Here is a 12,303-nt window from a genome sequence, read left to right on the forward strand (position 1 = left end):
GGGCTCAGCCCAGGATCTGCGGCGCATTCGGGAGCGCGTCATCCTCCGACCGCGTCGAGGCCGGAAAGTGCCCTTCCACCAGGCTGGACACTTCGTCGATCGCATCGCGCAGCGCATCCACCGGACTGGCGCCGCGCAGCCCTTCGCGCAGGTGGGTGCACACCCGCTGCCACTGCGCCGCGCTGACCCGGTCGTGCAGGCCCCGGTCGGCGACGATCTCGATGGCGTGGTCGGCCAGCAGCAGGTAGATCAGTACGCCGTTGTTGTGCCGGGTATCCCAGGTACGCAGGTGGGCGAACGCCTGCTCCGCCGCCTGGCGCGGCGTGATTCCGCGCCAGACCGCGTGCAGCGGCAGGTCGGCTTCGACAGCGAACATCACCTGGCCGCCGTGGCGCTGCTCACCGGCAGCGATGGCCGCGGTGATCGCCTGCAGCGTGGCGGGGGGAAACGCCCGTCGCACCGAGGGCGAGAACAGATGACGGCAAAGACGACGGATCATCACCAACCTCCCGAAGCACCACCGCCGCCGGAACGGCCACCGCCGCCACCCCAGCCGCCACCGCCGCCGAAACCGCCGCCGCCCCCGAAACCACCACCGCCGCCCCAGCTGCCGCCGCCCCAGCCACTGCCGCCGGCAAAGCGGCCGGGATGGCCGGACAGCATCGCCACCACCAGCCCGACAACGCCGGCCAGGCCACTGGCCAGCAGGGTGGAGGTGAACAGGAAGGCAGCAACCGCCGCACCCGTACCTCCGAGCAGCCCGCGCACCGGCCGCGGCACCCGCGAGAACACGCCCCGCAGCACCGTGCCCGCGAACACGCCGATGAACAACGCCAGGATCCAGGTATCGCCACCGCCGTCGGCCTCCCGCCCGCGCTGGCCACTGACCGGCGCCGGCAGCGACTCGCCGTCGATCAGCCCGACCAGTACGGCGGTGGCATCGGTGATGCCGCCGGCGTAGTCGCCACTGCGGAAGCGTGGCACCAGGTACTCCTGGATGACGCGGTTGGCGATCGCATCGGGAATCGCACCCTCCAGGCCGTAGCCCGGCTCGATGCGCACGCGCCGGTCCTCCTTGGCCACCACCAGCAGCACACCGTCATCCACACCCTTGCGGCCGATCTGCCACTGGTCGAAGACCCGCGTCGTGTACTGCGCGATGTCTTCGGGCTGGGTGGTCGGCACCACCAGCACCTGCAGCTGGCTGCCCTTGCGCTGCTGCAGATCCAATGCCTGCTGCACCAGCGCCTGCTTCTGCGCGGCATCCAGCGTGCCGGTGGTGTCGACCACCGGCGAATCCAGCGCCGGAATCGGCGCCAGCTGCTGGGCCTGCGCCGCCAGCGGCAGCCACAGCAGCAAGGCCAACAGCGCAGTGGCCAGGCGCATGGCTCAATGGCCCGGCTGCGGTGCCGGCTGCTGCGGCGCGTTGCCGAAATCCACCGCCGGTGCGTTGGAGATCTGCGCTTCGTTGTCTACGGTGAAGTTCGGCTTGGTCTTGTAGCCGAACAGCTTGGCGGTGATCACCTGCGGGAACGAGCGGATGTAGGTGTTGTAGTCCTGCACCTGCTGGATGTAGCGGCCACGGGCGACGGTGATGCGGTTCTCGGTGCCTTCCAGCTGGGCCTGCAGATCACGGAAGTTCTGGTCGGACTTCAGCACCGGGTAGTTCTCGGTGACGACCAGCAGGCGCGACAGCGCGCTGCCCAGTTCACCCTGGGCCTGCTGGAACTGCTTCAGCGACGCTTCGTCGTCGGCATTGACGTTGATCTGGCCGACACGCGAGCGGGCATTGGTGACTTCGGTCAGCACGCGCTCTTCCTGGCTGGCGAAGCCCTTCACGGTCTGTACCAGGTTGGGCACGAGGTCGGCGCGGCGCTTGTACTGGTTGAGCACTTCGGACCAGCTGGCCTTGACCGCTTCATCCTTCTGCTGGATCGCGTTGTAGCCGCAGCCGGACAGCAGGGAGGCCAGCAGCATCAGGGGCAGGACACGGGTGAACAGGCGCATGGCGGAGGTTCCGGGTGGGCTTGGCGCCGAGCATGCCATGGTTCGGGTGAAAGACCGGCCATCGGGCGCGGCCCCCTCCGCGGTGGCCATGCTCATGGATCGCCTGAGGAGTCCGGGCGGGTGGGCATGGCGGAGGACGCCGTGAATCCGTCCCGGGAGGCTTGGCCGCGCCATCCATGGCACGGATACCCCCCCGCCACGCCCACCCGCCCGGCCTCATACGGTGTCCTGCGCACCGCGGGAAGATCAAAAGAAAAAATCAAAAGCAAAAGCCGGTTCTTCAGGCATTCGTGTCGACCAAGGTCGACACCTACCAGAGCGCAACGCCGTTGCGACAGATCGCGGGAATCTGTCGAAGGCGGGGCGGGTAATGCAGGCTTTTGCTTTTGCTTTTGCCGTTGACGTTGATTCGGCGGGTGCAGGGCTGCAAGCCCTGCCGGAATCCAACACCCCTCAGCAGGCTTCGGCCACCGCAGTGCGGGGACGCCCCAGCCACGCCAGCAGCAGGCCCGATGCCGCCAGCAGGCCACCGGCCACCGGAATCGCGGCGTAGCCCAGGCCCGAGCTGATCACCGCACCGCCGAGCGCCGCACCCACGGCATTGCCGAGGTTGAACGCGCCCACGTTGATCGACGACGCCAGGCCCGGCGCCTCGGTGGCCGCTTCCATCACCCGGATCTGCAGCGGCGGCACGATGGCGAAGGTCGCCGCGCCGAACAGCAGCACACCCAGCGCTGCGGTCACGGGATTCATGAAGGCCAGCGGCAGCACGAACATCAACACGGCCAGCGCCGCCAGCAGGATCCGCGTAGCGCCATCCAGCGACCAGTCGGCCATGCGCCCGCCGATGCCATTGCCGATGGTGAAACCGATACCGATCAGCGCCAGTGACATCGCGATGAAGGCATTGGAGGCGCCGGTCAGTTCGGTCAGCACCGGTGCCACATAGGTGTACAGGGTGAACATGGCACCGGCACCCAGCACGGTGGTGGCCATCGCCAGCAGCACCTGCGGCTGCAGGATCGCCTTCAGTTCGCGGCGCACGTCCGGGCGCGGACCCGGCGCGGAAGCCGGCAGCGCGAGGCCCAGCGCGGTGATTGCCACCACGCCCAGCACTGCGGTGCCGGCGAAGGACAGGCGCCAGCCCAGCTGCTGGCCGACCCAGGTTGCCAGCGGCACGCCGCCGATGTTGGCGATGGTCAGGCCCATGAACATCGTGGCCACGGCGGCGGCCTGCTTTTCCTTCGGCACCAGGCTGGCGGCGACCACCGCACCGATACCGAAGAAGGCACCGTGGTTGAGGCTGGTGACCAGCCGCGACAACAGCAGCAGGCCATAGTTCGGCGCCAGCGCCGACAGCAGGTTGCCGACCACGAAGATCGACATCAGCAGCATCAGCGCGGTGCGCTTGCCGAACCGCCCCATCAGCAGCGTCATCACCGGCGCGCCCAGCATCACGCCCATGGCGTAGGCCGTGATCAGCATGCCGGCGGTGGGAATGCCAACCCCAACGCCGTCGGCGATGACCGGTAGCAGGCCCATCGGGGCGAACTCGGTGGTGCCGATGGCGAAGGCGCCGACGGCAAGCGCCAGCAAGGCGGCTCTGGACTTCATGGGGGACTTCCTGGGGGCGGGAATCGGGAGCGCGTAGCCTGCGCGCTTTGCCGCACCGGATTAAGCCTCGCCCGGGGAAAACACTGTTGATGCGGGTTCACAAGTGAAGGTGTACGCCGGCATTGCAGGCAAAAGCCCCCGCCGGGCATGGCCCGGCGCTACCCGAGGCGTGGCGTACCCCGGTAGCACCGGGCCATGCCCGGCGTTGCCCGAGGCGTGGCGTACCCCGGTAGCGGCGGGCCATGCCCGGCGGACGCGGTGGCCCGCAAAGCAGAACCCCCGGCCGGGCCGGGGGTTCGGGGTCATGCGCTTTACCAGTCGCCGGCGCCCGGCACGTGGTGCTCGCGCGCGCGACGGCGCATCAGCAGGTTCAACCACTCCACCAGCACCGAGAAGCCCATCGCGGCGTAGATGTACGGCTTGGGCACATGCACGTCGAGGCCGTCCAGGATCAGCACCGCGCCGATCAGCAGGATGAAGGCCAGCGCCAGCATCTTCACCGTCGGGTTGGCGTCGATGAAGCGCCCCAGCGGATTGGCCGCCAGCAGCATGACCAGCACCGACAGCAGGATGGCAGCGACCATCACCGGGATGTGGTCGGCGATGCCGACGGCCGTGATCACCGAGTCCAGCGAGAACACGATATCGATGATGGCGATCTGCAGGATGACCATGCCGAACACGCCCGACGCCTTGCTGGTCGCCGGATTCTCGTCTTCGCCACCGGTGATCAGTTCCTTGATCTCCATGTAACCCTTGATGATCAGGAACAGGCCACCCACGATCAGCACCAGGTCGCGGATGGAGATGCCCATGCCGGCCACGGTGAACAGGTTGGCGGACATGTGGGCCAGGTAGGCCAGCGACACCAGCAGTGCGATACGGGTGATGCAGGCCACGGCGATGCCGAGCTTGCGCGCAAAGGGACGGCGCTCTTCCGGCAGCTTGCTGACCGCGATGGAGATGAACACCAGATTGTCGATGCCGAGCACGATTTCCAGCGCGCTCAGGGTGAACAGGGTCACCCAGGCGTTGGGGTCGGCGAGGAACTCAAAGGACATGGAAACTCTTCAAGGCAGTGGGGGAATGGGGGTTCAGCCGTAGCGGCCGGCCAATGCATGCGGGACCACGACCAAGGCCCAGCACAGCAGCACGTTCATCATCAGCACGAACACGGCGGCCGAACCCATGTCCTTGGCGCGCCCGGCCAGCTCGTGGATCTCGCTGCCGTAGCGCTCGATCACGGCCTCGATGGCGGAGTTGGCCAGTTCCATCGCCAGCACCAGCAGCATCGAGCCGATCAGCAGCGCGCGCTCCACCGGGGTCTGGCCGAGCCAGATCGCCACCGGGGTCAGCACGACCAGCAGGTAGACCTCCAGCCGGAACGAGGACTCATGCAGCCAGGCGGCCCGCAGGCCCTGCCAGGACCAGCGCGCGGCCTGGAAGATGCGGCGCGGGCCGCGCGGCATGTGGCCGAACTGGTCAGCCACGGGTGGAGCATCCAGCAACGGGGGCGCGGCGCAGCGACCGCTCAGACGCACGGCAGGGAATCATGGGTGCACAGGGATGGGCAGATAGCCGCCATTTTGCCACAAGGCCGCCGGCCATACTCCGCGCGGCCGGGCCGAATGGCCTGCCGGGGACAAGCGCGGGCCGCGCCCGCCTCCTATGATGGCTCCCTCCTTCCTGCCTGGAGTGCACGATGTCCCACCGCCGTCCCGCTCTGCTGATGCTGGGCCTGCTGACCCTTGCGCCGTTGGCGCTGGCACGCGTTCCATCACCGCCGCCCCGCGTTCCCGAGCAGGTCTCCAACGTGGCCTGGGCCGCCGACATGGCCGCCTTCGCCGCCGCCGACAAGGTCGCCCCGCCCCCTCGTGGTGGCATCGAGTTCATCGGCAGTTCGTCATTCCGGATGTGGGACAGCCTGGCGGCCGATTTCGCCGGCCAGCCGGTGTTCAACCGGGGCTTCGGCGGCTCGGAAGTCCGGGACAGCACCTGGTATGCCGGGCAGATCGTGATTCCGTACGCGCCGTGCAAGGTGTTCCTGTACGCCGGCGACAACGACCTCAACAGCGGCCGCAGCGCCGTGCAGGTGCGCGACGATGTGGTCGCCTTCGTGCAGCGCGTGCATCGCGACCTGCCCAAGACCCGGGTGGAATACGTGTCGATCAAGCCCAGCCCGTCACGGGCGCACCTGCTGCCGGCGATCAACGAGGCCAACACGCTGGTCAAGGCGGCGCTGGCCAGGCTGCCCAACACCGGCTTCACCGACATCTACACACCGATGCTGGGCGCGGACGGCCAGCCTGATCGCGCGCTGTTCCGTGAGGACATGCTGCACATGACGCCCGCCGGATATGCCATCTGGACCCGTGCCCTGGCACCGAAGGTCACCTGCGACTGAGGCACTGCGCACGCCGGGCATGGCCCGGCGCTACCGCCCCGCCATTCCGCGGAATGCCCGCATTTGATGTTGATGTTGCCTCGGTGGGTGCCGGGCGTCGCCCGGCAAAAGCCCTCTAGCGGAAAATCACCGTGGCTTCGGTTCCCTGCCCGGGTTCACTGGAGAGGCTGACCTTCCAGCCGAAGCGATCACACAGCCGGCGCACGATCGACAGGCCCAGTCCGGTGCCCTGCGGGCGACTGGGTTCGGCGCGGTAGAACGGCTCGAACGCGCGCGACAGCGCTTCGGCAGACATGCCGATGCCGGTGTCGCGCACCACCACCCGGTCGTCGCGCACATGCACGTCGATGCGGCCTTCGTCGGTATAGCTGCAGGCGTTGCGCACCAGGTTGCTGACCACCACCTGCAGCACCCGCGGCGGCGCATGCAGATTCACCGGTCCGTCGCTGTGCAGGTGCACCACGACCGGGCGCGTACCCAGCAGTTCGTTGGCGTTGTCCACCTCGTGACGGACGATGTCGTTGACGTCGAACAACTCGACCTGCGGCTCGACATCCGCCTCGCGGGCAAGGATCAGGAAGGCGTCGATCACCGCTTCCATGTCACGCCCGGCACGCTGGATGCGCTGCAGGCTGCGGCGCAGGCGCGGCTGCAGGGAATCATCCCCCAGCGCCATGTCGCTGGCCACGCGGATCACCGTCAACGGCGTGCGCAGTTCATGGCTGGCATCGCGGGTGAAGTTGCGTTCGCGGGCGACATGCGCGCTGACCCGGTTGGCCAGCGAATGCAGGGCCGCGGCGAGCTGCCGGGTCTCGCCCTGCATGTCCGCCGGCAGTTTGTTCGGTTCCAGATCAGCCGCCTCGGGGTGGCCGGGATCCCAGCGCGACACGCGCCGCGCCAGCCAGTTCACCGGCGATACCAGACGCTTGGACGCGCGATAGGTGATCCAGCTGGCGCCATACACCGCCAGCAGGGTCAGCAACACCGGCACGATGCCGAACCAGAACGCCAGCATTTCCGCGCGTGAGCGCAGGAATACCAGATACAGGCGGCCAGCCGGCCGCACATCGACCAGGACCAGCTGGTCATCCGCCGGTAGTTCGTGGAAACCGGGCTCCAGGTCGCGCAGGTTGGCGGGCAGCGACAACGCGGACTGGCCGCTTTCCAGCAGGTAGCCGCGTATGTTCTGTGTATTGGGGGGTGGCTGTGCGGGGGACGCGTCGTGCAACGTCCAGTAATACGCCGCTTCCTCGCGCAGCGCTGCACCGACCAGGCTGTGCTTGATGACCAGCGACACCAGCCATGCGCCCAGCAGGATGCCCAGGCTGGCCAGCACTGCCTGCAGGATGAAGGCGATACGGATCTTGCGCGGCAGGCCGTGCGGCATTGCGGGGTCCCGGTCAGAGCGCTGCGATTATAGGCAGCGCACCGCGCCGTGGTCGTGCAGGGATGATGACCGCCGACACTGCCAGTCGGTCATCCCCTGCCCTGTTGCCCGTCCGCTACCGCACCGGGCCTGCAGCTGCACCGGCACGGTCCCTGCTCAGGCCATCGGCTGGGCGATGTCGGCAATGCGATAGCCGGCGCTCTGCACGGTATGCAGCAGCGGGCGATCGAACGGCTTGTCGATGATCTTGCGCAGGTTGTACAGATGGCTGCGCAGGGTGTCCGAATCCGGCAACCCGTTGCCCCAGATCTCGCGCTCGATTTCCTGGCGGGTGACCACCCGCGGCGATTCGCGCATCAGAATCGTCAACAGGCGCAGGCCGATCGGCGACAGCTGCAGTTCGGTGCCGGCGCGGGTGGCGCGCATGCTGACTGGATCGAGCACCAGGTCGGCGACCTTGAGCACTTCCGAACCCACCTGGCGGCGTTCACGGCGGATCAGCGCGCGCAGGCGTGCTTCCAGTTCCTGGATCGCGAACGGCTTGGTCAGGTAGTCATCGGCACCGAAACCCAGGCCGGTGAGCTTGTCGTCCAGCGTATCGCGCGCGGTCAGCATCAGCACCGGCGTCGATTTGCGCGCATCGTTGCGCAGCCGCCGGCAGACTTCGATGCCATCCAGCCGCGGCAGCATCAGGTCCAGCACCACCACGTCATAGCTGTTCTCCGCCGCAAGCCGGTAGCCGTCCAGGCCATCCTGTGCATAGTCGACTTCGAAGCCACGACCTTCCAGGTATTCGCCGATCATCTCGGAGATGTTGCGGTTGTCTTCGACCACCAGCACCAAGCCGGAAGTCTCCTTCGTCTGACGCATGTGATTCCCTCTAACTTCAGCTTTGTGAAACATGCCGGATCGACGGTGGAGGCAATGTGAAGTTCCGTCAAGAGGTCCGATCCGCTGCTCAGAGCAGCGGCTTGAGCAGGGGCCAGACGTTGTCCAGCACCTTCGGCTGGGCCTGGGCGGTGGGGTGCAGACCGTCGGCCTGCATCATCCCCGGCTGCAGGGCCACCCCCTCCAGCAGGAACGGCAGCAGCGGCACAGCGTAGCGGTCGGCCAGCGCGCGGTAGGCGGCCGCCAGCCGCTGGCGGTACGCCGGGCCGTAATTCGGGGGCACATCGATGCCCAGCAGCAGCACCTTGGCGCCCGCCTTCTGGCTGGCCTGCACCATCTTTTCCAGATTGCCCTGCACCTGCGCCGGGGTCAGCCCGCGCAGGGCGTCGTTGCCCCCCAGGGCGATCACCACCACGTCCGGCTTCTCCTTCGCCAGCAGGCCCGGCAGCCGGGTCAGGGCGCCGGCGGTGGTCTCGCCGCTCATGCTGGCGTTGACGATCCGCGCCGGCGTTTTCGACTGCTGCCTGACCCGCTGCTGCAGCAGGCTGACCCAGCCGGCATCGGCAGGGATATTGTGGGCAGCACTGAGGCTGTCGCCGAGCACCAGGACGGTGCCGGCCGGACCTTTGGCACAGGCCAGCCCGGGCAACAGCAGGAACCCTAGCAACAGCACCATCATCATGCCGGCTCGCCGGCTCCATCCCGTCTTGCGCATTGGAGTCTCCTCATCGACAGCCTGTCCCCCCGCAGCGCGCCCGTCGCCATCGCCGTCGACCAGGTCGGCAAATCCGTGCATGGCCCGGAGGGTGAAGTCCACATACTGGACAACATCACTTTGACGGTCCATGAAGGCACCAGCGTGGCCATCGTCGGCGCCTCCGGCTCCGGCAAGACCACCCTGCTCGGCCTGCTCGTCGGGCTGGACCTGCCCAGCCGCGGTCGCATCGCTCTGGCCGGGCACGACCTGTCCAGCCTGGATGAGGAAGCCCGCGCGCAGCTGCGTGCTCGCGAGGTCGGCTTCGTCTTCCAGAGCTTCCACCTGCTGCCGGCGCTGACCGCCGCCGAGAACGTCGCCCTGCCACTGGAGCTGGGCGGGCGCGAGGATCGCGCGCGGGTGGACGCCGTGCTGGACCAGGTCGGGCTGGCCCATCGCGCCCGCCATTACCCGCGCCAGCTGTCCGGCGGCGAACAGCAGCGCGTGGCATTGGCGCGTGCCTTCGTCACCCGGCCGCGCATCCTGTTCGCCGACGAGCCGACCGGCTCGCTGGACCAGAGCACCGGCCAGCACATCAGCGACCTGCTGTTCGAGCTCAACGCCGGCAGCGGCACCACGCTGGTGCTGGTCACCCACGATCTGCGCCTGGCCCAGCGCTGCCAGCACATCCACCGCATCGACAACGGCCGCCTGCAGGCGGTCGCGCACGAGGCCCGCGCATGAACCTGCTGCGGCATGCGTGGCGCGCGCTGCGCCGCGAAGCCCTGGCCGGCGACCTGCTGACCGTGTTCGCCGCGCTGGTGCTGGGCGTGGCGGTGATGACCGCGGTCGGCACGCTGGTGAACCGGGTCAACCTGGCACTGACCAGCAGCGCTGCGGAGATGCTCGGCGGCGACCTCGGCGTCGCCGGGCGTGACGACCCGCCGGCCGCCTTCGCCGAAGAGGCCAGGCAGCGGGGACTGGCATCCACCCGCATGGCCAGTTTCGGCACCGTGCTGTTCCAGGGCGATGCCAGCCAGATGGCCAGCATCAAGGCGGTACAGGCCGGCTATCCGCTGCGGGGGACGCTGCGGGTACGCAGCACGCCCGGTGGTGCGCTGATCGACGATGCCGGCATGCCGCCGCAGGGCCAGGCCTATGCCGATCCCCGCCTGCTGCAGGCGCTGGGGTTGAAGGCCGGCGATGACCTCGAGTTCGGCGCCGGTACGCTGCGCATCGCCGGCATCATCGAGGCCGAACCGGATGCCGGCGGCGACCTCCTCACGCTGTCGCCGACGTTGCTGGTCAATCGCGCTGATGTCGACGGCACCGGCCTGCTCGGTCCCGGCAGCCGCATCAGCTACCGGCTGATGTTCGCCGGGCCGGCCGACCGGATCGCTGCGTTCCGGCAATGGCTGCAGCCACAGGTGAAGGGCATGCGCCTGCTCAGCGTGGATGACACCCAGCGCGGCGTGCGCCAGGCCTTCGATCTGGCCGGGCGCTTCCTCGGCCTGAGCGCGCTGCTGGCGGTGCTGCTGGCCGGCGTTGCCACCGCGCTGGCCGCCAACCGCTTCGCCCTGCGCCGCATCGACCAGGTGGCGATCCTGCGCTGCCTGGGAGCACGCCAGCGCGACATCCTGCTGGGCCTGGCACTGCAGCTGCTGATGCTGGCCATTCCGGCCTGCCTGCTCGGCATCGGCTTGGGCATGGCCGCGCAGGAAAGCCTGGTACAGGTGCTGGGCAGCCTGATACCGCAGCGCCTGCCGCTGCCCCAGGCAACACCGGCGCTGACCGGTGCAGGCATCGGTCTGTTGCTGCTGTTCGGCTTCGGCCTGCCGCCGCTGCTGCGCCTGCGCGGCGTGCCGCCGATGCGCGTACTCAACCGCTCCTTCGCTGCTCTGCCGCCCGCCTCGCTGCTGGCCTACGTCGCCGCCCTGCTGGCCAGCCTGGTGCTGGCCGTGCAGGTGACCGGCGACCTGAAGCTGGCCCTGTGGGTGCTGGGTGGCCTGGCCGCTCTTGCCGCAGCGGCGGGCCTGGGCGGCTTCGTGCTGCTGCAGGTGCTGCGCAGCCTGCAGCACCGCCTGCACGGCAACTGGCGCCTGGGCCTGGCCGCCCTGACCCGCCGCCGGATGCTGGCGGTGATGCAGCTGGTGGGCCTGTCGCTGTCGCTGTGCGCGCTGCTGCTGCTGGCCGTGACCGGGCCGGGGTTGCTGCAGCAGTGGCGCGAGCGCCTGCCGGAGAACACGCCGAACTACTTCCTGATCAACATCCAGCCCGAACAGCGCGACGGCGTGCTGGCGGCACTGCGCGCGCTGGGTGCTGCCGATGCCAGCATCGAACCGATGGCCACCGGCCGCCTGATCGCGATCAACGGCAAGCCGCCGGTGCGCGTGGACCAGGCGCAGGACGGCCAGGGGCGGGAAAACGGCCCGCGCGAGGACGACGACGAGAACCGGCCACTGAACTTCAGCTGGCGCAGCACCTTCCCGCCGGCCAATACGCTGCTTGAGGGCCACTTCTGGAAGGCGGACAGCACTGCGCCCGAAGCCTCGGTGGAAACCGGCTGGGCCAAACGCTACGGCGTCTCGACCGGCGACCGTATCGGCATTTCCGTGGGCGAGCAGCAGCGCGAGTTCACCGTGACCAGCGTGCGCAAGGCGGACTGGAACACGTTCCGGCCGAACTTCTTCGTGCTGTTGAATCCGAACGCCGTGGGCGACACCCCGCACAACCTGCTGTCGGCGTTCCACCTGCCGGCCGGCCAGGCAGCCGGGCTGGGCGAACTGGTGCGTGCACAGCCGAACCTGTCGCTGCTGGACGTGGATGCGGTGATCTCGCAGGTGCGCGACGTGATGGAACGGGTGGCGCAGGCGGTGCAGCTGGTGATGGTGTTCAGCCTGCTGGCCGGCGTGCTGGTCCTGCTGGCTGCCCTGCAGGCCACGGCCGGCGAGCGCCGCTACGACAGCGCGGTACTGCGCACGCTGGGCGCGACCCGGCGCCAGCTGCGCGGTGCGGTACTGGTCGAGTTCGGGGCACTGGGCACGCTCGCCGCGCTGCTGGCGGTGGGCGCCACGGCCGTGATCGGGCTGGTGGTGTCGCAGAAGGTGTTCGAGCTGCCGCTGCTGCCGCCGTGGCCGGGCCTGCTGCTGGGCGGCGTGGTCGGCATCGGGCTGAGCCTGCTGGCGGGCTGGTGGGGCACCCGGCGCATCCTGCATACCCCGCCCGCCCTGGCCCTGCGCGAGGCCTGACGAAGGCGCGCAGCGGAGCGCGTGCCGGGCAGGCCCGGCACCCTTCCTTGCGCTAGATCCA

Annotated in this window: 12 protein-coding genes; 3 read left to right on the plus strand and 9 right to left on the minus strand. The window is 68.9% G+C overall.

Going from position 1 to position 12,303, the window contains the following annotated elements:
• Positions 1–4: 4 nt before the first annotated feature.
• The 6 genes from ACVOKU_RS12130 to ACVOKU_RS12155 all read right to left on the minus strand — a co-directional run bounded on the left by ACVOKU_RS12130 (position 5) and on the right by ACVOKU_RS12155 (position 5,111).
• Positions 5–499 carry a TPM domain-containing protein gene (locus ACVOKU_RS12130; RefSeq protein ID WP_065176223.1) on the minus strand — a complete coding sequence of 165 codons (495 nt, stop codon included), beginning with the start codon at positions 497–499 and terminating at the stop codon, positions 5–7.
• Positions 499–1,386 carry a TPM domain-containing protein gene (locus ACVOKU_RS12135; RefSeq protein WP_481560036.1) on the minus strand — a complete coding sequence of 296 codons (888 nt, stop codon included), beginning with the start codon at positions 1,384–1,386 and terminating at the stop codon, positions 499–501. Before ACVOKU_RS12135 ends, ACVOKU_RS12130 begins: the two co-directional genes overlap by 1 nt.
• Positions 1,387–1,389: 3 nt before the next feature.
• The gene (locus ACVOKU_RS12140; RefSeq protein WP_180875721.1) at positions 1,390–2,007 is read right to left on the minus strand and encodes a LemA family protein; all 618 of its coding nucleotides are present in this window, start codon (positions 2,005–2,007) and stop codon (positions 1,390–1,392) included.
• Positions 2,008–2,460: 453 nt separating this feature from the next.
• Positions 2,461–3,621: an MFS transporter gene (locus ACVOKU_RS12145; protein ID WP_481560037.1), complete on the minus strand. Its 1,161-nt coding sequence runs from the start codon at positions 3,619–3,621 to the stop codon at positions 2,461–2,463.
• Positions 3,622–3,932: 311 nt separating this feature from the next.
• A complete protein-coding gene (locus ACVOKU_RS12150) occupies positions 3,933–4,682 on the minus strand; it encodes a TerC family protein (protein WP_106467106.1) in 750 nt (249 codons plus the stop codon).
• A 33-nt stretch (positions 4,683–4,715) separates the two neighbouring features.
• Positions 4,716–5,111: a diacylglycerol kinase gene (locus ACVOKU_RS12155; RefSeq protein WP_277381415.1), complete on the minus strand. Its 396-nt coding sequence runs from the start codon at positions 5,109–5,111 to the stop codon at positions 4,716–4,718.
• A 212-nt stretch (positions 5,112–5,323) separates the two neighbouring features.
• On the opposite strand from ACVOKU_RS12155, the gene ACVOKU_RS12160 reads away from it, so the two are divergent.
• Positions 5,324–6,025 (plus strand): SGNH/GDSL hydrolase family protein, encoded by a 702-nt coding sequence (locus ACVOKU_RS12160; protein WP_481560038.1) that lies wholly within the window; start codon positions 5,324–5,326, stop codon positions 6,023–6,025.
• Between the two features lie 115 nt (positions 6,026–6,140).
• Here ACVOKU_RS12160 and ACVOKU_RS12165 read toward each other — a convergent pair whose 3' ends face one another.
• From ACVOKU_RS12165 to ACVOKU_RS12175, 3 genes are all read right to left on the minus strand, one after another.
• Positions 6,141–7,412, minus strand: a complete 1,272-nt coding sequence (locus ACVOKU_RS12165; RefSeq protein WP_053516416.1) for a sensor histidine kinase — start codon at positions 7,410–7,412, stop codon at positions 6,141–6,143.
• Positions 7,413–7,568: 156 nt separating this feature from the next.
• Positions 7,569–8,282, minus strand: coding sequence for a response regulator transcription factor (locus ACVOKU_RS12170; RefSeq protein ID WP_002811889.1), 714 nt, complete (start codon positions 8,280–8,282; stop codon positions 7,569–7,571).
• An 88-nt stretch (positions 8,283–8,370) separates the two neighbouring features.
• On the minus strand, positions 8,371–9,015 hold the full coding sequence (locus ACVOKU_RS12175) for an arylesterase (RefSeq protein ID WP_053516417.1): 645 nt from the start codon (positions 9,013–9,015) through the stop codon (positions 8,371–8,373).
• A 75-nt stretch (positions 9,016–9,090) separates the two neighbouring features.
• Between ACVOKU_RS12175 and ACVOKU_RS12180 the strand changes: the two genes are divergently transcribed.
• Positions 9,091–9,738: an ABC transporter ATP-binding protein gene (locus tag ACVOKU_RS12180; protein ID WP_481560039.1), complete on the plus strand. Its 648-nt coding sequence runs from the start codon at positions 9,091–9,093 to the stop codon at positions 9,736–9,738.
• Positions 9,735–12,242, plus strand: coding sequence for an ABC transporter permease (locus ACVOKU_RS12185; protein ID WP_481560040.1), 2,508 nt, complete (start codon positions 9,735–9,737; stop codon positions 12,240–12,242). The genes ACVOKU_RS12180 and ACVOKU_RS12185 overlap by 4 nt, the downstream gene beginning before the upstream one ends.
• Positions 12,243–12,303 lie beyond the last annotated feature (61 nt).

Source organism: Stenotrophomonas sp. STEN147 (assembly GCF_056757995.1).